This is a genomic window from Candidatus Accumulibacter meliphilus (genome assembly GCF_036625345.1).
Taxonomy (GTDB): domain Bacteria; phylum Pseudomonadota; class Gammaproteobacteria; order Burkholderiales; family Rhodocyclaceae; genus Accumulibacter; species Accumulibacter meliphilus.
On record NZ_JAZKTZ010000011.1, the window covers coordinates 132681 to 156597 of the forward strand.

Genomic DNA, 23917 nt, shown 5'->3' on the forward strand with positions numbered 1-23917 from the left:
GTCGATGAGTAGAGGAGTACAATCCACCCTGTGGCCACCCTCCTCGTCCTGACCAATCTCCCCGACCGACCCTCTGCCGAAGCGCTGGCCAGAGAACTCGTCGAAAGGCGTCTGGCCGCCTGCGTCAATGTGCTGGCCGCTTGCCACTCGATCTACCACTGGCAGGGTAAGCTCGAAACTGCCAGCGAAGTGCCGCTGCTGATCAAGACCCGCAGCGAACGCTACGCGGCGCTCGAAGCAGCGATTCGCCAGCACCACCCCTATGAGCTTCCGGAAATCATCGCCTTGCCGGTGACCGCCGGGCTACCCGACTATCTCGCCTGGGTAACTGCCGAAACGCCCGCCTCAGACCACCTTGAAGACTGAAGACGCACCGCAATGACCTGGCTGTTCTCGTTCCCGCTCCCACTCCGACGCTCCTCCCTGCTGCCGCTCTTCCTTTCGCTGCTGCTGCTCGCCTGGCCAGCGCAGGCTGAAGAGTTCCTCGACCCGGCCGTCGCCTTCAAGCCGACGGCACGGCCTATCGACGGGCAGACCATCGAAGTGCGTTTCGAGATCGCCAGGGGCTATTACCTCTACCGCGACAAATTCCGCTTCGCCGCCGAACCCGAGAGCGTGCAACTGGGCACGCCGATGCTGCCACCGGGCAAGGTCAAGGAGGATCCCAATTTCGGCGACGTCGAGGTCTATTACCAGCAAGCGCTGATCCGCATTCCCGTCGAACGCAACAGCTCCGGGCCACTGCCGCTGACCCTGAAAGTCACTTCCCAGGGTTGCGCCGACGCCGGCATCTGCTATCCGCCGCAAAGGCAGACGCTCAAGCTTGAGTTGCCGGACCCGGCGACAACGCCGATAGCCGCCAGCGCCACCGACGCAGCGAGCCAGAACGTCAGCGACGACGAGTCGGGCCGCATCGCACAGTTGTTCAAGAATGCCAGCTTCTGGTTGCTGGTCGCCAGCTTCTTCGGCTTCGGGCTGCTGCTGTCCCTGACGCCGTGTTGCTTCCCGATGATTCCCATCCTCTCGAGCATCATCGTCGGCTCGGGTCGCGACGGTCGCGGCGTTTCGCACGCGCGCGGCTTCTCGCTGTCGCTGGCCTACGTCCTGGGCATGGCCATCACCTACGCCGCGGCGGGCGTCGCGGCCGGGGTGACCGGCACGCTGCTCACCGCGGCCTTGCAAAACGCCTGGGTGCTCGGTGGCTTCGCACTGGTTTTCGTCGCCCTGTCCTTGTCGATGTTCGGCTTCTACGAACTGCAGTTGCCGACTTTCCTGCAAAGCAAGGTCTCCGAGGAAGCCAGCCACCTGCGCGGCGGCTCGCTTCCCGCTGTCGCGGCCATGGGCGTGCTCTCGGCGATCATCGTCGGACCCTGCGTCGCCGCCCCCCTGGCCGGCGCCCTGCTCTACATCGGGCGCAGCGGCGACGCCGTCCTCGGCGGCGCAGCACTGTTCGCCATGGGGCTCGGCATGGGCGCCCCACTGCTCGCCGTCGGCCTGTCGGCCGGTACCCTGCTGCCGCGCTCGGGCCCGTGGATGGAGGCCGTCAAAAAAGCGTTTGGCGTGCTCCTGCTGGCCACCGCCGTGTGGTTGCTTTCGCCGGTCATCCCGGTCGTCGCACAAATGATTGCCTGGGCCCTGCTGCTCATCATCCCGGCCATCTACCTGCACGCGCTCGACCCGCTGCCGGCGCACAGCAAGGGCTGGCTGCGCTTCTGGAAAGGCATCGGGATTTTCATGCTCATCGGCGGCGCGGCGATGCTGCTCGGCGCGCTGGCCGGCTCGCGCGACCCGCTGCAACCGCTGTCGGTACTGCGCAGCAGTGCCGCCGAGGTCGAAATCCGGCCGCTGCCTTTCACCCGCGTCCGGACGCTCGCCGAACTCGAAAGCCGCATCAAGAGCGCCGGGCAACCGGTGCTGCTCGACTTCTACGCCGACTGGTGCGTGTCGTGCAAGGAAATGGAACGTTTCACTTTTTCCGATGCGCGCGTGCGCGCCAAGCTGGCCGGGTGGACCTTGCTGCAAGCTGACGTCACCGCCAATTCGGACGAAGACAAGGCCCTGCTGCAGCGCTTCAATCTCTACGGTCCGCCGGGAATCATTTTCTTTGACGGCAAGGGCCAGGAGATCGACGGCGTACGCGTCGTCGGCTTCATGAGCGCCGACGAATTCCTCAGCTTGCTGGCGCGTCTGGGTTAATGTGAAAGTCGCGCAAGCGGCTCACGAATCTCCGTTCTCCCCTCGCGGGAAAACGGCCAGGGGTGAGGCGGGGAATTCAGGGAGCATGCTCCCTGCCCGGCGAACGATTCCGGCGTGCAAGCCGGAATGCGCACTGAGAGGAGGACCGTAATGACCGTTCGCTCGCCCGGCATCGCCACGCGACGATCAAGCCTCCACCTGCACGCTCGCTTTACGCTCCAGCCTCCCCCAGCCAACGAGCACGCCTTTCAACGAGGTGATGGTGCTCTTGATGGCCACGTAGTACATCAGCTGGCGATAGAAGAAACGCTGCCAGAACAGCCAGATCAGCAGCCCCCAGCTTTCCTTGCGTTCGAGGGCGAAGGCCAGGATGGCGGCCAGGTAGTCCACGCTGACGAAGAGCGCGTAGTAGAAAAGGACGCGCCAGAGATTGTCGGCCGAATACTCCTCCGGGTGGTGCGAGTAGCTGAAGGCGGCCGATCCCAGCGAGCCGATCAGGAGCAGGTCCATGATCGGCGAGATCAGCGGAAAGAGCACCTGGAAAATGACGACATTGGGCAAGGCGACAAAACCCAAGGCGCCGTACCGCCGGCGAAAAAGCACGTCACGGTGTTTCCAGGCCGCTTGCATGGTGCCGTACATCCAGCGGTAGCGCTGGCCGATGAAACCGCGCACGGTGTCCGGCGCTTCGGTCAGGGCGATGGCTTCTTCTTCGTAGACGATGTGCTTGCCAAGCTTGCGAATGGCCAGGGTGAGGTCGGCATCTTCGGCCAGGGTGTCGTTCCTGAAACCACCGGCACTTTCGACCAGCTCGCGCCGCCAGGCGCCGACGGCGCCGGGAACGACGGTGATGCAGTTGAGGACGGCGAAGGCGCGGCGATCGAGATTCTGGCTGGTGATGTACTCGAGCGCCTGCCAGCGCGTGAGCAGATTGATGCGATTGCCGACTTTGGTGTTGCCGGCGACGGCAGCGACGCGCGGGTCCTTGAAATGGCGAACGAGCTTGCTGACGGTGTCCCTGGTAAACACCGTGTCAGCGTCGAGGGCGACGACGATTTCGGCCGTCGTTTGCGCGAAACCGAAGTTGAGCGCGGCGGGCTTGCCGCCGTTGGCCTGGCTGAACACGCGCACGCGTGGGTCTCTGGCAAAACTTTCGCTGGCCACGCGATAGGTCGCGTCGCTCGAACCGTCGTCGACGACGATGATTTCGAGGGGCCCCGGCGAGTCGCAGGCGAGCAGCGAGGCGATGGTCTGGACGATCACTTTTTCTTCGTTGAAGGCCGGCACGACGACCGCGACGGATGGCGCATAGGCCGGATCAAAACGCGATGACGCTCGCGGTAGCGCTGGTACACGGCGAGCCCGCCAACGAAGAGCAGACGCGCAATACCCAGAACGATGCCGAGGACGAACAGCCAGTCGATCGCCGCGCCAGCCCAGTTGATGACCGCGAACGCGGCGCCGTCGAAGCGGCTGCGCAGCTGCTCTTCGGGCGGCACCGGTGGCATGATGGCGTCGCGGCTGCGGCCGAGGAGCTGCGCAATGGTGACGAATTCGAAGCCACGCTTGTGCAGTTCTTCGACAATTCCCGGAATCGCGGCGATGGTCTGGGTGCGGTCGCCGCCCGAATCGTGCAGCAACACGATGTTGCCTTCACCGCGCTCCGCGGCCTCGACGACGCGTTTGACGATCGCGTCGCTGCCGGGACGCTTCCAGTCGTCCGGGTCGATCTGCATGCCGACGTTGACATAGCCTTGCCGGGCGGCGAGTTCGACGGGGCGAACCTGGTCGATGGTTTCCGGCTCGGCGTCGACGGCATAGGGCGAGCGGAAGAGCAGGGAGTGCCGACCGACTTCGCTGGCCAGCAGGTGTTGCGTGGCAGAAAGCTCGAGTTCCAGCTGCTGCGGCGAGATGCTTGAAATATTGGGATGGGTGAACGTGTGGTTGCCCAACTCGTGCCCTTCAGCGATCGCGCGGCGCAGCAATTCCGGATGGTTCTGGCCGTTGGCGCCGATGATGAAGAAGGTCGCCGGCACGCCGGCCTCGCGCAGGGCGTCGAGAATCAGTGGCGTGGACTTGGGATCGGGCCCGTCGTCGAAAGTGAGGACAATCTTGTGCTCGGCGCTACCGTGGCGGGTGATGACGTAAGGCGACGGAAAAGCGGTGAAACGCTCGCCGGAGATCAGGCCGCGCTGCGCGTCGAACTTGATGGTCCGCCGGCCGATCTGCGGCTGCGCAGTGACCTCGAGGACTTCGCCCTGGCCTTCGTAGTCGACGCCATAGGCGAAACGAATTTCGGCCAGTTCCTCGGCGCGTGCGGCGTCGAGCGAACCTTTCCTGCCGAAGACCTTCCACAAGGCGGGATCCTCACTGCCAAGCCGCCACAGGGCGACGCCGCGCGGCTGCAGCGAGCGCAGGGTGACCAGCTGGTTGAAGGCAGTCGTGGCATCGAGCAGCCAGACGTGATGGCGGCGATCGTCATCGTCGGCGTAAGAGAAGGTCGGGTTGAGCGAGGCGGGGTCGAGCCGCGGCTTGCCTTCCGATTCCTTGGCAATGAGAACGGCCTCTTCGAAAGTGCGCTCCTCGGCCAGCTGGCCGGGGGCCCCAATCGTAAGCGTAGTTGCCGATGGCGACGATCATTTTCTCGGCCGCGATGTCGCGCTGTCTGGCGCGCAGGACGCGCGCGAACCACGGCAGACTGGCGATCGGCCCCGGCGAGCCGTCGGCCCAGTGCTCGTCGTAGGCCATCAGGATCAGATAGTCGGCGTTGCGCACCAGACGGCGGTAATCGAAAGCGGCGTCGGCAGCCGGCACATTGACCGACACCAGCAGCTTGCGCGGATGCATCACCGCATACAGCTCGGCCATGAAGCGCTGGAAGTCGGCTTGCGCCTTGGCGGCAATGTTCTCGAAGTCGATGCTGATGCCGGCATAGCGATGCGCTTCGACCAAGACGAGAATCTGCTCGATCGTTCGCTTGCGTGCAGCCGGATCGGCGAGCATGCGTCCCAGTTTGGCGCCTTCCCACTCGTGGCCGTTCCAGTTGTTGACCAGCGGCACCAGCGACAGGTCGGGTCGGCGGGCGCGAATGTGGTCGCTGACGTATGCGGTGCGCAGCGCATCGTTCTCGCGCAGCGTGCCGTCCTCACCCACACCCCCTCTGATGCCTCTGTCAAGCACCACCCCTGGTGCCTCTAACTTTGGTCGGCGCGCAGACCGCGCCTCAATATGTTTCATGATACGGGGTGGCTGCCCGCTCTGCAATGATCGTTAGCGCCGCTATTGGCTGGCGCGCATCCAATTTGATTTGGCCTCGGTGGCTCAGCGGGAAAGTGCTACGCCGTTTGGCGGAGAGCTTTGGCGCCGAACATGGTCGCGCTCCAGGCAGGAAGCTAGGCTCTAGTTCCGAACGGTAGAGGCCGCACGACCAGCCCTGACGCATGAATGCTGCATCCCGGTATTTTCAAGGCCTGGCGGTGCGTCGCAAGAAAAAACCTTCGCACAAGAGGGCTAGACAGCCGGGCGGACTTCTGGCAGGATAGGTGGAGCGTAATCAATCTGCGCTTCAGTCGGAGGTTTTGCGATGCTTGCAACGAGTGCGGGGGAATGGGTGCACTGTGGTCGCGTGTTCAGCGCGACGGAGATTGCCGAGCTCTGCGCGACGGTCGCGTGGCTGCCGGGATTGGCACGCAAGGAGTTGGCGGCGACGGTCTGCGAGCACCTGGGGTGGACGACCCCGACGGGGACGGCGAAGATCAGCGCCTGCCTGGAGCTCCTGGAACGTTTGCAGGCGGCCGGATTGCTGGTCCTACCTGCGTTGAGGCCCTCGCCGCCGCGCCGTTGCGCGCCGCCCTCGGCATCCGCCACCCCCGTTGCCGAGCCGGCGGTGCACTGCGCCCTGTCGGCGCTCGCGCCGGTGTCCCTGGCAGTGGTTCGCGACGCGACCCGGGTGGCGCAGTGGGATGCGCTGGTGGCGCGTTGGCACCCGCTGGGTTTCCAGGGGGCCTTCGGTTACCGGCTGCGCTACTTCATCAAGGCGGGCGACCGGCGGCTGGGCTGCGTCCTTCTGGCCGGTGCTGCCCGCGCGGTAGCCGTGCGCGACCGCTGGATCGGCTGGACGCCCCAGGCCCGCCGCGAGAACCTGGCGCGGGTGGTGAACAACAGCCGCTTCCTGATCTTTCCGCACGTCCGGGTGCCGCATCTGGCCAGTCATGTGCTCGGACAACTCGCGCGCCGCGCACGCGCGGACTGGCTCGAGCACTGGGGCTTCGAGCCCCTGCTGCTGGAGACCTTCGTCGATCCGCGTCACTATGCCGGCACCTGCTACCGTGCCGCCGGTTGGCAGTTGCTTGGGGCAAGCAGCGGGCGCGGGCTGGCCCGCCCTGGCCAGTCCTATCACAGCACGCCCCGCCAGGTGTGGGTCAAAGCGCTGACCTCGGATGCTTGCGCCTCGCTGTGCGCCGCGCCGGGGAGCCCGCGGTCATGAGCAAACCTTGCCGTCGCCCGACACGCGTTGCCATCAAGAAACTGCGCTCGGAAAAGAAACGGCAGGAGAAGGTACTGAACGCGAAGCTGCGCGCAACGGGACAAGTCCCCCACTCAGCCGCTCCATTGCCCAACAGAAGCTCGGCCTTCGCGACCGTCGACGAGGAACACCGCGAGGACGCCGTGAGCAAACAGATGCGCCTCCTGCGCAAAGAGCTGCCCGCCTTGCTCGCTCAACTGGAACAAATTCCCGACCCGAGAGATCCCAAAAAGCGCCGGCACAAGCTGACCGTGCTTCTGCTCTACGGCTTGCTGATGTTCGTCTTTCAGTTCTCCTCCCGGCGCGAGACCAACCGCGAAATATCCCGTCCCCAGTTCATGGCCAACCTCCACCTGCTGTTCCCGGAGATCGATACCCTGCCACACGCCGACACCCTGTTTCGGCTGTTGCGCGACATTGACCTTGAACAGCTCGAACAGGCCCACGTCGATCTGGTGAGGCGGCTGATCCGCGGCAAGAGCTTCCGCCGCTATCTGATCAACCACTGCTACCCCATCGCCATAGACGGCTCACAGAAGCTCGCCGGCGACACCCTCTGGGCGGAGGAACTCCTGCAGCGCACCGTCGGCAAGGAGGAAACCCGCCACACCCAGTACTTCGTCTACGTCCTCGAGGCCAGCTTTGCCTTCCACAACGGCCTGGTCATCCCACTGCTCAGCGAGTTCCTCGAACACGCGCTGGGCGAACCCGAAGCGCAAAAGCAGGACTGCGAGCTGCGCGGCTTTGTGCGCTTGAGCGACCGGCTCAAGACGCTGTTCCCCCGCCTGCCGATCCTGCTCCTGCTCGACGGCCTCTACGCCAACGGGCCGGTGATGCGGCGCTGCTTGCGCGCCCACTGGCAGTTCATGATCGTGCTCAAGGACAAGGATTTGTCCACGGTCTGGCAGGAGTTCCGCGCGCTCCATGCCCTGAAGCCGCAAGCCGTGCAGCGCTGCTGGGGACGACGCCGACAACGCTTCATCTGGGTCAACGCCATCGACTATGCCTTTGGTTCGAACGGGCGTCAGCGTCTCAAACTGCACGTGGTGGTCTGTGAGGAAAGCTGGGAGTGGATCGATCAACAGGCCGCGACCGTGACCAAAACGGGGCGCCACGCCTGGCTCTCCAGCGAGCCGCTCAGCCAAAACAATGTCCATGAGCGCTGCAACCTCGGCGCCCGCCAGCGCTGGGGCATCGAAGCGGGCTTCCTGGTCGAGAAGCACCAGGGCTACCACTACGAGCATGCCTTTGCCCTCGACTGGAATGCCATGCAGGGCTATCACCTCCTGATGCGCCTGGCGCATGTGTTCAATACCCTGGCACGCTTCACCCGACAGCTACGCGACCTCTATCAGGAACTCGGCGTGCGCGGTGCCATCGCCTTCATCCGAAGCTCCTGCGCCGCCCCCTGGCTCGACCCAGCACGCATCCGCGTGCTCCTCGCCGAGCCATTCCTGCTTCAACTTGAGTGAGCTCACCCAGGCGTCACCGAAACATCCTCTCAAGCGCGGCGTACGCCGCGTCCGGAAAGGCTCGCCTGGCGATCGTAGCGAAGTCCAAAAAACCTTTCGACATCCTCCTGACTGACTCCATCCCCCCCGTCCTTTCTTTGCCGCCAGCCAACCGCAATCTGACCGCCTCGACCGCAAAAGCGGGCGTTACCGGCAAACGGACACGATTCGGCTGGGTCATGCGTCAGTGCTGGCGAGGACAACTCTCGCTTGCCCCCGGATGGCTCAGCCGTTAGAATCCCGGGTTCGCTTCGCCGAGCGAATCCATACCTTAATCCACCTGGCGTCGGCTCTATCAAACTGGGGCTGCGCCGTTTTTACGAAAGAGAGTTTGACATGGCGATCACTGTTGAGCAGAAAGCTCAAATCATGACCGAGTACCAGCGTGCCGCTGGCGACTCCGGTTCGTCCGAAGTCCAGGTAGCGCTGCTTACCGCCCGCATCAACGACCTCACCGGTCACTTCAAAGAACACAAAAAAGACAACCACTCGCGCCGCGGTCTCTTGCGCATGGTCAGCCGGCGCCGCAAGTTGCTTGATTACCTCAAGCGCACCAACGCTGATTCCTACCGCAACCTGCTGCAGCGCCTCGGCCTGCGCAAATAAGTCTGCTCGCCGAAGCGACCTGCGCTCAGGCGCAGGCCATTCCCAGAGCCACCAGCGGCCAGCCCCCCCGGGCTGCGCCGCTGTTTTTACTGCCGCGGCTGGCCTGCTGCTACGCCGCTTGAGTTGTTGAATGCCGAGTTGTTGAAAATGTTGAAGTGTTGAATTCCCTGCCAGAGTTGTGGGCAGGCACGTAGCAGACTATTGAGAGAGAGGCAACCATGTTTAATATCGTCAAGAAAAGCTTCGCCTACGGCGCCCATCAGGTGACCCTGGAAACCGGCGAAATTGCCCGCCAGGCCGGTGGCGCCGTCATCGTCTCGGTGGACGACACCGTCGTCCTGGTCAGTGCGGTCGGCAACAAGACCGCCAAACCCGGGCAGGACTTCTTCCCGCTGACTGTCGATTACATTGAAAAAACCTACGCCGCCGGCAAGATCCCCGGCGGCTTCTTCAAGCGCGAGGGTCGCCCCTCCGAGAAGGAAACGCTGACTTCGCGCCTGATCGACCGGCCGCTGCGGCCGCTCTTCCCCGAAGGCTTCTACCACGAGGTCCAGATCGTCGCCATGGTGATGTCGCTGAACCCGGAAATCGACCCCGACATCCCGGCGATGATCGGCGCCTCGGCCGCGTTGGCGATCTCCGGCATCCCTTTCGACGGCCCGATCGGTGCCGCCCGCGTCGGCTACCTCAACGGTGACTATGTGCTCAACCCGGGCACCAGCCAGCTCGAAAAAAGCCAGCTCAACCTGATTGTCGCCGGGACCCAGGCAGCGGTGCTGATGGTTGAATCGGAAGCCCAGGAGTTGTCCGAAGAAGTGATGCTCGGCGCCGTGATGTTCGGACACCAGCAGCTGCAGGCGGTGATCACCGCCATCAACGAGCTGGTTGAAGAAGCCGGCAAGCCGGAATGGGACTGGTCAGCCGCGGCCCGCAACGAAGCCGTGCACGCCAAGCTCGACCAACTCGTCGAAGGCGAGCTGAAGGAAGCCTACGGAATCACCAGCAAGGGCTTGCGCAGCCAGCGCCTCAAGGAGATCACCGCCTACGCCGTCGAAGCGATGAGCGCCGATGACAACGCCCCCGACGCCAGCGCCGTCCGGCGGATGGTTTCCAACGCCGAAGCGCGCATCGTACGTGGCCGCATCCTTGCCGGTGAGCCGCGCATCGACGGTCGCGACACGCGCACGGTCAGGCCGATCGCCATCCGTTCCGGCGTCCTGCCGCGTGCGCACGGCTCGTCCTTGTTCACGCGCGGCGAAACGCAGGCCATCGTCGTCGCCACGCTGGGTACCGGTCGTGACGAACAGATCATCGACGCGCTGGCCGGCGAGTATCGCGAGCGCTTCATGATGCACTACAACTTCCCGCCCTACGCGACCGGTGAATGCGGCCGCGTCGGCACGCCGAAGCGTCGTGAGATCGGCCATGGTCGCCTGGCCAAGCGGGCCATCCTCGCGGTGCTGCCGTCGCCGGAAGACTTCTCGTACACCATCCGCGTCGTCTCCGAAATCACCGAGTCGAACGGCTCGAGCTCGATGGCCTCGGTCTGCGGCGCCTCGCTGGCGCTGATGGACGCTGGCGTACCGCTCAAGGCGCACGTCGCCGGCATCGCCATGGGCCTGATCAAGGAGGGCAATCGGGTCGCCGTCCTGACCGACATCCTCGGCGATGAGGATCACCTTGGCGACATGGACTTCAAGGTTGCGGGTACCGAAAACGGCGTCACCGCACTGCAGATGGACATCAAGATCCAGGGGATTACCCAGGAAATCATGCAGATTGCTCTGGCCCAGGCCAGCGAAGCCCGTCTGCACATTCTCAAGCAGATGCAGGACTCGATGTCCGGCCATCGCGAGGAGGTATCGACCTACGCCCCTCGCCTGTACACGATGAAGATCAATCCGGAGAAAATCCGCGACGTGATTGGCAAGGGCGGCGCGGTCATTCGGGCCATCACCGAGGAAACCGGCACCACTATCGACATCAAGGACGACGGCACGATTACCATCGCCTCGGTGAGTGGCGAGGCCGCCGACGCCGCCAAGGCGCGTATCGAGTCGATCACCGCTGATGTCGAAGTCGGCAAGGTCTATGACGGCACGGTGCTGAAACTGCTCGACTTTGGCGCCATCGTCAGCATCCTGCCTGGCCGCGACGGCCTGCTGCATATTTCGCAGATTGCCAACGAACGCGTCAATGCCGTTGCCGACTACCTCAAGGACGGCCAGAAAGTTCGCGTCAAGGTCCTCGAAGCCGATGAAAAGGGACGCGTCCGCTTGTCGATGAAGGCGCTGACCGTCGAAGAAGGCGGCGTGCCACCGGCCGCCTGATCACCCTCCATCCTCTCCTCGCGGCTGCAGTCGAGCCGCTCGTGCGGGAACAGAAAAAAGGACGCCACGGCGTCCTTTTTTTTGTCGCTTGGTGTGCCAAGCCTGCGGCTGCACACCTGCGCCGACCGTGTGGCGCCCCGCGCTGAAGCCCCGCAGCACGCCCACAAGCCGCCAGCTACTTGGCCATCTGCTTCTCGCGCACTTCTTCCAGAGTCTTGCAATCGATGCACATCGTCGCCGTCGGACGCGCTTCGAGACGCTTGATGCCAATCTCGACCCCGCAAGCGGCGCAGAAGCCATAGTCACCGCTGTTGATGGATTCCAGCGTCTCCTCGATCTTCTTGATCAGCTTGCGCTCCCGGTCGCGGTTGCGCAGCTCGATGGCGATGTCCGTTTCCTGGCTGGCGCGGTCATTGGGGTCGGCAAAGACCGTCGCCTCATCCTTCATGGTATGCACCGTACGCTCGATGTCTTCGATCAACTGGTGCTTCAGCGCCTCGAGGATGCCGCGAAAATGAGCCAGCTGACCGCTGTCCATATACTCCTCGCCCGCTTGCACCGCGTAAGGGGTGAAATGCTTGTACGTCAACTCGTCAGCCATTTTAAAAGACCCTGATTTCAAAAGAGACGACTAGATATCAGAAATGCAGCCGTCTGGCAAGCCGACAGTTCCCCAGAATGCGCTCCGCAGCCCACAGGATCACTCAGTTGCAGCCGGCACGGAAGCGCCAGAGTGCTGCTTGTAGCGTGCTCGCTGGGCCATCGCCATCGCGAACGCTGCCTGGGTGAAGCTCAGGATCTCGGTGAACTCCTCATCACTGAGGCTGCGCGCGTCGTCGTTACTGCGGTAGATATTGACGAACTGGTGCTCCCGCACGGACTGCAGGACCAGCTTGCCGACGCCGAGGTCTTCAAGGCTCTTCCACAGCTCCGGGTTGGCGGTGCGCGTCAGGCCCATGACGAAACCGACCGGGTCCTTGCGACCAAAAACCGCCGCCAGACGAAGAATCAGCTCGAAGGAGACCGCCAGGCGACCATTCTCCAGCGCTTCGACCAGCGACGGGTCCTGGAGGTCGATGGCGACGCCGAGCTCAGCGATCGTCAGGCCCGCGCTCTCACGCAGCTTGCGCACCGCTGCGCCGGTCCTGGCCCAGGCGGCAGAATCAGCCGCACTGGGCAGAACCACGCGCAAGACCTCCGCAGCGGCCTCCATGGCCTGCCCATCCAGGAGCGCTCGCGAGACCTTGCCCGCCGCTTCCAGCGTCCGCCCGGCAACGCCGGCCGCCGAGCTGACGGCGAGCAGCCTGCCAGCCACGGCGCGCACCTGATTGACCAGACCGGTCTCGCCAGACGCGACCGGGGCCGGGGTCACCATTGGCTTTGCTGACGCCGGCGTTTTCTTCCTTGTTCGCTTGGCAGGAGCTTCTGCCTTGGCTTTTGGTGCTGAAGCGGGCGGGCCATTCATCGACAATTCTCTCCAGAGTCGGGTCGAAAGGCGGAACTGCGCTGGTCAATGGCCAAGCTCAGCTGACAGCTGACGATCAGCGAACGACCAAGCACAGCCTGATGATCATCGCCACACTATAAACCTGAAGACCATCACCGGCCATCATCTGTGCTTAACGAGCTTTTGTCTGCGACCTCCGCGTCTTTGGACTGCGCCGGGACGCCGTCGGCCCGAAGGGCAAAAGTGGCAGCGCCAGCATCAAGCGCTCCAGTGCGCCCTGGCTTTCCTGGTTTTCGTCGCTTTCCAGATCCTTGTTGGCGTCCTGCGAATCCTCCAGAGAAAGCTCCTGCGCATCTTCCGGCAGAATCACTGGCTTGCCACTCGGCACACCCTGGCGAGCGCGATTCGGCGAACCGTCCTGCGTAGCTTCCGGTAGAGCGTCCAGGAGCTCTTCAGGTAGAGGCAGAGACTGGCCTGGCGGCTCCGCATTCACCCTCACCCTCACCCGCAAGTCATGGTTTGGATCATGCGATTTCCGCGCCATATCAGTTACGAAGGATTTCCGCCAGTCGTCAGCCACGCCGCGCCCATGGCCCACCGGGAAGCGGAAGCCAGCCGGCCGCGGACGAAAGTCGATCTGCGGCAAAGCCCTGACGGCGTCGTCACCCGCTGGTCGCAGCTGCTCGGCGAGCAAGGTCGGCGGCAAGCTGCCAGGAGTGCTCAGCGAGAACGGCAGATCGATGGCGCGTGGCTGCTGCGCGGACCCTGCGCTGCCAGCAAGCGAAGCGTAGGCGTTGGTCACACCGCTGTCGACGACGTCGAAACTGTCGAAACCGTCGACGTTATCGAAAGTGTCGTTGAAGCGCACCGCCAGGCCATTGCCGTCGGAGCTGGAGGGCGTTGCCGGCAGGGCTCTGCCAAGCACCGTAAGCGGTAGCGGATCAAGCAGGTAACTACCATCCTCGTCGGTCGCCGTCGCGCGAATCTGCAGCGCGCCCGTTACGCCGCTATAGCGATGCTCAAGCTGACGCGGCTGGCCCGTATAGTCGATGACCTGCCCGTCGCCCCAGTCGATTCGCCAGTTGTTGATGCTGTCGTGACCCGGGTCGCTGCTGCTCAGCACAAGCGTATAGACCTCGCCGACCAAAATCGACGGCGATCCGGCAAGACGCAAGGTCGGCGCGACGTTGAGCACCTTCGCCGTAAAGCTGCGGTTGGCCACTTCGCCGGCCCGGTCGGCAACACGGATGCTGAAATCGTAGCTGCCGCCGTCGAGCGCCTGCCAAACAATAACCCCGCTGCTCGGGTCGATACTCGCGCCCGGCGGCGCGGCGACCAGCGAATAGGTCAGGGTGTCGCCGGGATCGACATCGCTGCCCAGTGCGATGACGGTCAGGCTCTGGCCTTCCGAGACACTGACGTCGGCCATCGCCGCCAGAGTCGGGGCGTGGTTGCCGGTAACCAGCACGTCGACCATGCCGCTGGCGGTAGCGCCTTCGCTGTCGGCCAGCAGGTAGCTGAAACGGTCGGCACCGAAACCGTTGGCGAACGGCGTATAGCGCAGCTTGCCGTTCTCGATGACGACGTCGCCGCGCGCTGCCCCACCGACACTGATCAACGTCAAGGCCTGATTCTCGGCGTCGGTGTCGTTGGCCAGGACGTCGATCAGCAGCGACCCGCGCACATCGACGCTGGCGCTGTCGGCAACGGCGACCGGCGCGTCATTGACCGGCGTCACGCTGATCGTCGTCTCGCCGCTCACCGAGCGCTGGCCATCGCTGACGCGGTAGCTGAAACGTCCGACCGCATTGCTGCCGTTGTATTCGGCCGGTGGCAGATACTTCAAGCCGAGCAGCTGCGCGCTGGTCAGGGTGTCGTTGGCACCGACTGCGCTACCGTCGGCGTATTGCACGATGCCCAGCGTCGGCAGGCCGCTGACGACGATGCTCAGGATCGAGCTGTCGACATCTGTCGGCGCGCTCAGGCCGAGCGCCACCGCGGCGCCTTCTTCGCTGGCGCTGATTGCGCTGCTGCTGGCGACCGGCGCGTAGTTGCTCGGGATCACGGTGATCGTCGTCTGGCCGGTCGTCGAACGACTGCCGTCGCTGACGCTATAGCGAAAGTGGGCAAGGTCATCGTTACCGTCGCTCAGCACTGGCGGCAGGTACTTGAGTCCGAGCAGCTGTGCGCTGCTCAGCGTGTCGCTGGCGCCGACAGGGCTGCCGTCGGCGTATTGAACAACGCCCCGCGTCGGCAAAGCGCTGACGGTGATCGTCAGCAGCGGGCCATCGACGTCCGACGGTGCGCGCAAGCCGAGCGCCACGGCGGCGACGCCCTCGACCGCGGTGATCGCGTTGCTGCTGACGAGCGGCGCATCGTTTACGGGCGTCACGACAATCGTCGTCTCGCCACTCGCCGTGCGGCTGCCGTCGCTGACGCGGTAATTGAAGCGACCGACGATATCGCGACCGTTGTACTCGGCCGGTGGCAGATACTTCAAGCCAAGCAGCTGTGCACTGCTCAGGGTATCATTGCCGCCAACCGCGCTGCCGTCGGCGTATTGCAGCTCGCCAATGGTCGGCAAAGCGGTAACGACGAGGCTCAGCGCGCTGCTATCGACGTCGGTCGGCGCGCTCAGGCCGAGCGCCACGGCAGCGCCCTCTTCGTTGGCGACGATTGCGCTGCTGCTGGCGAAGGGAGCATCGTTGACCGCCGTCAGCGTGATCACTGTCTCGCCGCTGACCGTGCTGACGCCGTCGCTGACGCTGTAGGAGAAGCGGCCAACGGCAGCACGGTCCTTGTACTCGGCCGGCGGCAGATACTTCAAGCCGAGCAGCTGGGCGCTGCTCAGCGAGTCCTTGACGTCGACCGTGCTGCCGTCAGCGTACTGCACCTCGCCGATCGTCGGCAGAGCGCTGACAAGGATCGACAGCAGCGGACTATCGACGTCTGTCGGCGCACTCAGGGCGAGCGCCACCGCCGCGCCCTCTTCGCTGGCACTAATCGCGCTGCTGCTGGCGACGGGCGGCAGATTGCCGCTGTCAGCGGCGCTGACGATGTTGACGTTGTCGATCCGCAGCCGACTCGCCGCGCCGGAAAAACCGAGCAGGTCGAAGTAGAGCGTCAGCACGGTGCCGGCGGCGATACCGCTGAGGTCGATGCTGACGGTCACCGGCTGAGCGACCGCTAGCGTGCCGCCGTTGCGGTCGACCAGGCCGCTGGCGCTGACCGATGCCGCGGCAAAAACCTTGCCGCCGGCCTGCAGGTTGAACAGCGCGTCGCTGTTGGCCACCGGGATGGTTCCGGCGACGGCGTTGCCGGCCATATCGAGCAGCGCCACCTCGAAGGCGTCGGACGGACCGTCGTCATTGGCGAGAAAATCGGCGCCGAGCAGTTCGAAGCGCAGCAACTGCGCCTGCTCGGGAACGGTGAAGGTCTGTACCAGCCGCGACGCCAGCCGCGGGTCCTCGCCGAGAACGCCCTGGCCGTTGGCGACGCCAGCCTGACCGACAGCCATCCAGCCGTAATCGGTCGCCGTCACGTCGGCGACGTCGAAAGCGCCATTGACGATACCGGCATGGACCTCACCGTTGAGCAGCAGCGATTGCGAAATCACGTCGGCTGTTGCCGCGCCCTGCATGCCGACGAAAGCCAGCAAGGCGGTGAGTGGATCGGCTTCGGGGTCGCCGTCACCGGCCCCGGGAGCCAAGGCCAGAGCAATGCGGCCGGGACGGTTCGACGCATCGAGCGCGTCGAGGTCCAGATACCAGGTCGCCAGGGCGTTGGTGCCGGCCAGCGATACCGTCGTCTCGGGATTGTCCATCGCCAGGTGCAAGGCTTCACGTTGCCGATTGGCGACGGTGACGGTGTTGGCAGTGGACATGAAGTTGTCGCCGCCGTCGCGTGGCACCGGATTGAACGGTGTGTAGATGTACTCGTCGAACAGCCCGAGGTTGTGCGCCAGTTCGTGGCCGACGACCCAGCCGAAGGACTCGCCGACGTCCTGGCGCGTATCGCCGACGTTCAGATATGCGCGCAGGATGCCATCGACGACCAAGGTCATCGGCTTACCGCCAGCGATCGCGCCGCTGCGCAGCGGATTGACCACTTGTGACAGCAGGAAGCGCTTGGCAGGAATTGAAATATCGTCGCGCAAGAGTTTGCCGCCGAAACTGCCGAGCCCGCCGCCGGCCTCGGTAAGATCGCTCTCGAAGCTGCTGTAGGCAAAGTCGATCCCGGCGAAGCTGCGCGACTCGTTGTCGGCCACATCGAGCCACGGCCGGTTGATCATGACGATCGGATTGAGACCGATTTCGCCGTAGGCGAACTCGGTCTGCTCGATACTGGGCAGGTAGATCGACGCCGGGTACACCGGCCCCAGGGCAGTCGGATCCTTGCCGAAGACATTGTGGAAACCGGTCAGCACCTCGGCCCATTCGGCGTCGGTGATCAGCGGCGAGAACAGGCTGACGAAAGTGCCGTAATTGCCGGTGGCGAAACCATTCGCGTCATGCACCGGCGTCGTCGGGTCGGCGAGCCACTGCTCGTATTCGGTGCGAATCGCCTGCACCATGGTGCGCAGGGTCGACAGCGAAACGCCGACGGTCTGCTTCTCGACCGCGCGCGCCGTGACCCTGATCTTGCCCAGATTGCGGCCACCCTCCTCGATCTGGTAATCGGCGAAGTCCTCGACCGCGCTGGGATTAGCCGCCTGGTACTTGATCCCCTGCGCGATGTCGCCGACCACATCGACCGAGAACAGTCCGCTCGGATTCAACAGCGGCTTGACCTCTACCTGCGCGGCATTGTCGAAAGCCAGCGTTCGCGTCTTGCCGTCGAGCGTGTCCATCATCGTCCACACGCCGTCGCCAGCATCGCCGTCGGCAAAGTCCGGCAGGTAGAAGAGGTCGACCACCTCGTCGCGGACGCTGCCGTTGCCAGCGTGATCGTGAAGTACAAGGCGGTCTTCTCGATCGGCAGGTCGGCATCGGCGTAGGTCTTGACGAAATCGTCGCTGAACCTCGCTTTCAGGTCGAGGTGCAGACTGTCGCCGGGATTGAGCAGCAGGTTTTCGTAAAGCGGCGCGTGCGCCTGGTTGTCGTTGAGCGCCTTTTCGAAAGCGCCGTCGACGAACACCAGGAAGTCGTTCGGGTCGGTGGTCACGGTCACCGTGAACGATTCCTGTGAAGCCATTGCTCAATTCGACCCACTGACTGTTCAAGCCGCCCGCCGTATCGGTAAAGAATACGCCCCGGTCGCTCTCGTCGGTCGTGCTGTCGGTAATCAGCCCGCGCGAGAACTGGACATGGTCGAGCAGGATCTCGGCGTCTGCCGAGCCAGCCGCGCTGAGCGAGAACTTCAACATCCGTCCGGCGCCCCGCAACTCGACCGGGACTTCCAGCAAGCGGTTGACGAAACCGCTCCCCTCGCTGTCGACCGCGACCGCGCCGAGGAACATCCAGCTGTCCGAGTCGGGCAGGTAGCCAGACACCCGCAGCGTCTCGCCATCGCCCGCGTCGAGGACCTGGACGTCGAAACTCAGGTACTCGGCCCAATCCGGGACGACCATCCGGTTGTGCTGGATCCACGAATTGTCGTTGTCGAGCATCGCTGCGTGCTGGCCGTTGGCCAGCGCGATCAGCCGATCGCCTGGTGCGTAGTTCTTTTCGAAGCGCCCGCCATGGAACGACCAGCCCGGCAGATCGCCGGTGAGGTTGGTCGCCAGGCCGCCCGCCGAGTACTGCAGCAGCCAGCTGCGGTTAAGCGCGCCTTCCTCGAAATCGCCGTTGAACACCGAGGGTACCGGCAGGCCGGACGGATTGATCGTCTCGCTGTTGTCGAAGCTCACCGGGATGCGGACAGTGCTCGTCGTGCCGGCGTAAGGCACGCCACCCTGCGGCGAGAACGCCCAGCCGGTACCGATGCCTTCCGAGGGACCGTCGCCGAGGGCAAACGACTGCGCGTTGTACCAGGGGATGCAACGCCCTGGAATTCGATCGCCTCCTTGTCGGCCAGACGACGGTAGACCGGCTCGCCGGCCTTGTCGAAGTTCACCGCCGACAGATCGGTGGTCGCGCCGTACCAGCGCCAGACGCGGCTGTGCGGACCGCCCGGCCTGAGCGAGCCATCGCTGAGGGCGGTCAGCGTCGCCAGCCCGTCGTCGACGGTGAAGCCGGCGCGGCCGTTGAGGTTGATGCTGACGTCGAAATTCGGCACAAAGCGGCCGTTCGGTGTCGACACGATGCCGCCGCCCACCGGCAGCGCCGTCGGACTGGCCAGAATCTGGTAATAGTGCTCGGCGAAATCGATGTTGCTCCAGCGCTGCACGTCCGGATCGAGGAAGTTGCCGGTCGGAATGATCTCGTTGGTCGGCAGCGCTCCCCATAGCTGCAGCAGCGTACCGGCCGCGGGCACACCCAGCGCGCTCAAGCCGGCGCCGAACAGCTGCAGATGTACTCGCCAACCGGGATGTCGAGCGACGGCTGATTGAAGTCATGGACATCCAGCGAGGTCATCTCAGCCGCACCGCCTTGGCGTAAATGCCAAAACGCTGGGCGATCTCGCTGTTCACCACCGTGCCACGGCTGTGCCCGATCAGGTGGATCGGCGAGTCGAACAGCTTGTTGTCGCCGACGTTGAAGTTGAGCCTGGCCAGCGCCGAATAGAGCGCGTCGGCGGCCGCCTCGCTGAAGCCGTTGGTCGGGAAATCCGACTCGTTGAACCAGTCGCTGACCAGCACCACCGGCTTGCCGGCCATCGCCGGCGAGGCGAGCACCGATTCCAGATCGACGTTGGTTTCGGAAGTGGCGCCGTTATAGAAGACCAGCCAGCGGCCGGTCGTCTTCTGATACAGCGCGGCGACGCCCTCACCGCCGGCACGGGCGATGTTCTCGGCCATTTCGATGAACGCGGCAATGCTCTCGGCGACGTTGGCCGGCGCCGTCGGCGAGAGCTGGAAGCCATGCGTCAGCAAGGTCACGCTGCTGAACGGCTGCGGCGGCATCGCGGTAGGCTTCGGTCTTGAAAACGCGCCAGTCGCGGGCGACCACCGTGCCCGACGGCGACACCACCTCGACACCCCAGAAATACTGCTGGCCGGCGGTGAGCTTGAGTTTCTCGGTCAGCGCCTTGATGAAAATCGCCGACCCTTGTCCGCGTCGATGCCGTTCGCATCGAGCAGATCGGACGAGAAGATCCGGTCGGCGTTCAGATCCGGCTTCCCGAGGTCGCTCGGGAAAAGGCCTTCACTGCCCCGGTAGGTGCTGACGTAGAGCCGGCTCTTGGCGTTCTCGAAGCCCTTAACCAGCCACGAAAACGTCGGTAGCAGCTCGCTGGTCAGTTTGTCGGGCGCCAGCAGTTCGAGCGACGCGCCGCCCTGCGCGACCAGGCCGTTGGCCTGTCCGCCGACGCCGATCGGGCCGGTAAACTCTTCGCCCGGTGGCACCCCGAAGACCGGGTCCGAGTGGAAGCTGCCGGGCTCGATGATCTTGAAGTTCGAGCGGACGTTGATCGACGGCGCGAGGTCGTCGATCGGCTTGCGCTCGAGTTGCCCGGCAAAGTCCGGGTTATTGACCGCGTCGATCATCGCCTGCACGTCGAAGCCCATCACCACCCGCTGGCCGCGGTAAGCGGCGTAGAGAGTGCCGCCGTCCGGCGAGAGGACCAGATTGTCAGGCCAGGACATCGGCACCGGGCGGGTCGCCGCGACCAGGGTCGGCGCCGCACCCAGCGGGTCGCGGATGATGCCGACGTTGCCACCCGCCGGATGGAAGGGATCGTAGTTCGGGTCGTGCGACGGATTGCCCTGAATGAAGACGTTGAAGCCCGAGACGAAGGCGTACTCGCCGTCCTTCGAGAGCACCACGGAGATCGCATTGTTGACGTCGAAGTAGTCGATAGGCGAACCCAGAGACATGCTGACGGCGGTCTGCGTGTAGCTGCCGACGTCGCCCTTGACGATCACCACGCCCTTGGCGTCCGAGAGGCGGTTGGTGTACAGCATCACGTTGGCGTCGTTGGTCGCCGACACGCCGTAGGGTTCGCCGCCCGCCAGCAGGACTTCCACGATCTCACCGTAAGTCTCGCTGCCTTCGGCCACGTCGATCACGAAGACCCGGCCGTCGCCGCTGCGCGCTGCCGAAGAGCATCTTTTCCGGCGCGGCGACGAACAGGCGCGTGCCGCTGGCGTTGATCGCCATGCCGCGCAGACCTGAAGGCGCCGGCCCCACGTCGAGGGTGCGCACCAACTGGTTATAGCTGCCCGATGACGGATCGATGTCGAGCACATAGATTCGCCCGGCGACCTCGTCCGAAACATAGGCCTTGTTGCCATTCTTGCTGACCGCGATCCAGAACGGCCTGGCACCCGGCAGCAACTCGATATTGCTGACGCCGTTGGCCAGATTGCCATCGGCGTCGAGCTGCTGCAAAGCGACGGTATCGATGACGGCGACCGCGCTCTCGTAACGCAGCGTCGCGTAGGCGCGCGTGTTGTCGGGGCTGATCGCCACCGAGCGCGGCGCCGGGTAGTCGCCGCCGATCGGGATGCGCGCCGCCAGATACTTGCTCTGGCTGTCGATCACCAGCAGCTGGTTGCCGCTGAGGCCGCCGAAGATGTAACGCGCGTCGTAGGACAGCTGCACGCGGTTGCTTTCCTTGCCGACCAACTGATCCCAGGCGCCATTGTTGCTCAGATATTGCGGCCGCTGGACGTAGACCTTGGCGGTGCCGATGGCCACCGACTGCGGCACCTGTACGAAGACCTGCGTTGGCGTACTCGAGGCATCGGGGTGGACCTCGTAGCGGCTGCCGTCGGGCGTTTCGAAGATGACGAACAGGTCGGCGATGACGCTGCCGTCCTTGGCCGAGGCGGGCGCCGACGGGTTGTCGTAAATGAAGCGATCGCCCTGGATCTCGACGAAGGGCGCCAAGAGGTCAGCTGCTCTGCCGTCGGACGAAAGAGCAGCCGCGCTTCCGAGATGAAGGGCTCGCTGGCCGGCGAGGTGCTCGGGGTGTAGGGATTGAGCGACCTGGACCACGTAGTCGCTGACCTTGCCGGCGGCTATTTCGACGCCGAGCGTCGTCCGTTGCGGCAGACCCTGCGCAGGCACCGAAATGATCTGCAGCTCACGTGCGCCAAAGAGCGCGGTCATGATGAAAGCCCGAGGTCAGCGAGAAAGCCGCGCCGACGGTGGCGCCGCCGCCCAGTGACGAAAGCATCGCGAACGACGAGCCGCCGTCGTTGATCCCCGACGGGAAAGTGCCGTAGGTCCGCCCGCGCACCTGCCCGAAGCTGGCTTCCTGGGCGACACCGGCAATATAAACGCCCGAGATCGCGACGCCGGCATAAGGCGGCGACGAGGTGCGCGCCATGCCGTCCTCGCCGACGATGCCGGTCTCCTCCTGCAGCCAGACCGGCAGCAAGCGTCCCCTCGGGGGTCGGCACCTCGGCGTAGCGCATGAAGACGACCTGGGTGCCGGCCGCCAGACCCGTGGTCGGAATCGCCAGCTGTACCGGCGTCGCCAGCTTGTCTGTCGCCGAGTTCGAGCCGGAAGGCGCCGGCCATGGCGCATGCTCCTCGGGCATCGCCAGCGGCAGCGCCGCAGGCGCGAGGGCGGCGATCGAGACCTGCGTATTGCCGGTCAAGGCCCCCGCCGCCACCGCCACGACCGAGCCGTCGGCGCCTTCGACGATGCCGCCGCGACTGCCGAGCAGCGCCGGCCCGCTGATCGGCGCCTCGACCATCGCCGACAGAACGAACTCGCCGCCGCCGTTGATCACGGTGACCGTGGCACTTCCCGCCGCCTTGCCGGTGATCAGGCCGTCGGCCGACACACTCAGGACACGATCATCGCTGACGAAGTAGCGCGTGCCGCTGCTCGCCGGCGTCAGGTCGATCTGGCCGGCGAGGCTGGCGACGATCTGGCGACGGCCACCGTTCTCGGTCAGCGCGACGGCACCCGGATAGACGTCGAGGCCCACCGCGAAAACGTAGGCGGCAACCGTCTCGGTCGGCGTGCCGACGGTGAACGATGTCGCCGCGCGCAGTTCGCCGCGTTCGGCGACGAGCACGCCCGAGCCCTTGCCGACGGCGCTGATCCGCCCGCCGCTGGCGATCGTGCCACTGGCGACGTTGCTACTGCTCAGGCTGACGTACGAAACCGGCAATTCGACGCCGCTCTGGTCGGCGAAATCGCCGATCAGGCTGATCTGCCGCCCTTCGCCGACGTCCAGTCGCAAGACGCGTTCGACGAAGTCGATACGCGTCAGCGCCGCGTTGCTGATCGTCACGGCGATGGTCTGGATGGTCTGGCCGAAGCCGTCGTCGGCGCGGATGGTGAAGTCGGCGCTGCCGACAAAGCCCATTTCAGGCGCAAAGATCACCGCCCGGCCGTCGCCCGACAGGCGCGCCGTGCCATGACTGGCGCCGACGATGGAGAAGAAGCTGCGGTCGCCTTCCGGATCGGTGACAAAGCTCGCGACCGGTGCGCTGACGTCCAGATCCTCGTGCGTCGTAACCGTCGCCGCGACCACCACCGGCGCCTGGTTCGGGGTAAAGCCGGTGTTTTGCATCAGCAGCTGCAGATCGAGACTGTCGATCACGCCATTGGCGTCGGCGTCGAGCGCCAGCGCGTAGCCAGCGTCGCCGCTACGCAGCCCGGCGGCGGCAGCGATCAGCACGGCGTCGCTGCCGTCCGCCTTGCCGTCGCGGTTGGCGTCGCCGGCAACGAACAGCGACAGCTGGTAGCTGCCGGCACTGGTGGCGCCGATCTCGATCAGCTTCAGGCCGGCGCGATCAAGTTTGTAGAGCGCGAAAGCGCGGTTGCCCTGCACTGACGAGGCCACCGCTGTCAGTCCCGGCAACACCGGCAGCAGCGGTAACAGCCCGCCACTGCCCTCGACGATCAGCCCCAGGTATACCGAGCCGCTGGCCGTCGACGCCAGTTCGGACTCGCGCAGGGTGAACGCGAAGCTGGCTTTCTCGCCGGCGGCGAGATGGCCGGCAAGCGGCGTCGCCAGATAGCCCAGCGACGAACCCAGGTCGGCGGTGATCGCCTGCTCTGCGACGCCCGTGCCGCGGTAAGTCGAACAGGCTGCCGCCTCCGGCAGTGGCGACCATCGCCAGGCGTCCAAGAGCGCCCTCCTCGTAGCCGTAGCGGAGCGAGCGCGCCGCTTCGAGATCGCGAACGGCAAGCAGGCGACCCTGCGCGTCGTACTCGTAGAGGAACTGGCGGCCGTCGTCGGCGACGACGCGTTCGATGAAACCATCGCCGTTGAGCGAAAACTGCACGCGCTGGCCGT

General features: G+C 64.8%; 17 protein-coding genes. 6 read left to right on the plus strand and 11 right to left on the minus strand.

Features of this window, described 5'->3' with window-relative positions; all coding sequences use genetic code 11:
* Window positions 1-21 precede the first annotated feature (21 nt).
* Both cutA and dsbD read left to right on the plus strand, forming a co-directional pair.
* The gene (cutA, locus tag V5B40_RS20265) at window positions 22-366 is read left to right on the plus strand and encodes a divalent-cation tolerance protein CutA (protein ID WP_332356220.1); all 345 of its coding nucleotides are present in this window, start codon (window positions 22-24) and stop codon (window positions 364-366) included.
* Window positions 367-378: 12 nt separating this feature from the next.
* Window positions 379-2196, plus strand: a complete 1818-nt coding sequence (dsbD, locus tag V5B40_RS20270; protein WP_332356200.1) for a protein-disulfide reductase DsbD — start codon at window positions 379-381, stop codon at window positions 2194-2196.
* Window positions 2197-2382: 186 nt separating this feature from the next.
* Here the strand turns inward: dsbD and V5B40_RS20275 are convergent, their stop codons facing one another.
* From V5B40_RS20275 to V5B40_RS20285, 3 genes are all read right to left on the minus strand, one after another.
* Window positions 2383-3483: a glycosyltransferase family 2 protein gene (locus tag V5B40_RS20275; protein ID WP_332356201.1), complete on the minus strand. Its 1101-nt coding sequence runs from the start codon at window positions 3481-3483 to the stop codon at window positions 2383-2385.
* The gene (locus tag V5B40_RS20280; protein WP_332356202.1) at window positions 3456-4553 is read right to left on the minus strand and encodes a polysaccharide deacetylase family protein; all 1098 of its coding nucleotides are present in this window, start codon (window positions 4551-4553) and stop codon (window positions 3456-3458) included. The genes V5B40_RS20275 and V5B40_RS20280 overlap by 28 nt, the downstream gene beginning before the upstream one ends.
* 121 nt (window positions 4554-4674) lie before the next feature.
* Complete coding sequence (locus V5B40_RS20285) at window positions 4675-5349, minus strand: glycosyl hydrolase family 18 protein (RefSeq protein ID WP_332356203.1); 675 nt, start codon at window positions 5347-5349, stop codon at window positions 4675-4677.
* 430 nt (window positions 5350-5779) lie between these two features.
* Between V5B40_RS20285 and V5B40_RS20290 the strand changes: the two genes are divergently transcribed.
* The 4 genes from V5B40_RS20290 (at window position 5780) to pnp (ending at window position 11168) form a co-directional block, all read left to right on the plus strand.
* Window positions 5780-6682, plus strand: a complete 903-nt coding sequence (locus V5B40_RS20290) for a Druantia anti-phage system protein DruA (RefSeq protein WP_332356204.1) — start codon at window positions 5780-5782, stop codon at window positions 6680-6682.
* On the plus strand, window positions 6679-8193 hold the full coding sequence (locus tag V5B40_RS20295) for a transposase family protein (RefSeq protein WP_332356205.1): 1515 nt from the start codon (window positions 6679-6681) through the stop codon (window positions 8191-8193). Before V5B40_RS20290 ends, V5B40_RS20295 begins: the two co-directional genes overlap by 4 nt.
* A 375-nt stretch (window positions 8194-8568) precedes the next feature.
* Window positions 8569-8838 carry a 30S ribosomal protein S15 gene (rpsO, locus tag V5B40_RS20300; RefSeq protein WP_291996353.1) on the plus strand — a complete coding sequence of 90 codons (270 nt, stop codon included), beginning with the start codon at window positions 8569-8571 and terminating at the stop codon, window positions 8836-8838.
* 218 nt (window positions 8839-9056) lie between these two features.
* Window positions 9057-11168 carry a polyribonucleotide nucleotidyltransferase gene (gene pnp, locus V5B40_RS20305; protein WP_332356206.1) on the plus strand — a complete coding sequence of 704 codons (2112 nt, stop codon included), beginning with the start codon at window positions 9057-9059 and terminating at the stop codon, window positions 11166-11168.
* A 175-nt stretch (window positions 11169-11343) separates the two neighbouring features.
* On the opposite strand, the gene dksA is transcribed toward pnp, so the two are convergent.
* The 8 genes from dksA to V5B40_RS20345 form a co-directional block, all read right to left on the minus strand.
* Window positions 11344-11769 (minus strand): RNA polymerase-binding protein DksA, encoded by a 426-nt coding sequence (dksA, locus tag V5B40_RS20310; protein WP_332356207.1) that lies wholly within the window; start codon window positions 11767-11769, stop codon window positions 11344-11346.
* A 99-nt stretch (window positions 11770-11868) separates the two neighbouring features.
* Window positions 11869-12543 carry a helix-turn-helix domain-containing protein gene (locus tag V5B40_RS20315; RefSeq protein WP_332356208.1) on the minus strand — a complete coding sequence of 225 codons (675 nt, stop codon included), beginning with the start codon at window positions 12541-12543 and terminating at the stop codon, window positions 11869-11871.
* A gap of 244 nt (window positions 12544-12787) precedes the next feature.
* Entirely contained in the window at window positions 12788-18502 is a 5715-nt protein-coding gene (locus V5B40_RS20320; protein WP_332356209.1) for an Ig-like domain-containing protein, read from the minus strand.
* Window positions 18460-19044 carry a hypothetical protein gene (locus V5B40_RS20325; RefSeq protein ID WP_332356210.1) on the minus strand — a complete coding sequence of 195 codons (585 nt, stop codon included), beginning with the start codon at window positions 19042-19044 and terminating at the stop codon, window positions 18460-18462. Before V5B40_RS20325 ends, V5B40_RS20320 begins: the two co-directional genes overlap by 43 nt.
* Window positions 19045-19126: 82 nt before the next feature.
* Entirely contained in the window at window positions 19127-19618 is a 492-nt protein-coding gene (locus V5B40_RS20330) for a hypothetical protein (protein WP_332356212.1), read from the minus strand.
* Between the two features lie 117 nt (window positions 19619-19735).
* Window positions 19736-20722 carry a hypothetical protein gene (locus tag V5B40_RS20335; RefSeq protein WP_332356213.1) on the minus strand — a complete coding sequence of 329 codons (987 nt, stop codon included), beginning with the start codon at window positions 20720-20722 and terminating at the stop codon, window positions 19736-19738.
* Complete coding sequence (locus tag V5B40_RS20340; RefSeq protein WP_332356214.1) at window positions 20685-21767, minus strand: YncE family protein; 1083 nt, start codon at window positions 21765-21767, stop codon at window positions 20685-20687. The genes V5B40_RS20335 and V5B40_RS20340 overlap by 38 nt, the downstream gene beginning before the upstream one ends.
* Entirely contained in the window at window positions 21764-23749 is a 1986-nt protein-coding gene (locus V5B40_RS20345) for an Ig-like domain-containing protein (protein ID WP_332356215.1), read from the minus strand. Before V5B40_RS20345 ends, V5B40_RS20340 begins: the two co-directional genes overlap by 4 nt.
* Window positions 23750-23917: the final 168 nt, after the last annotated feature.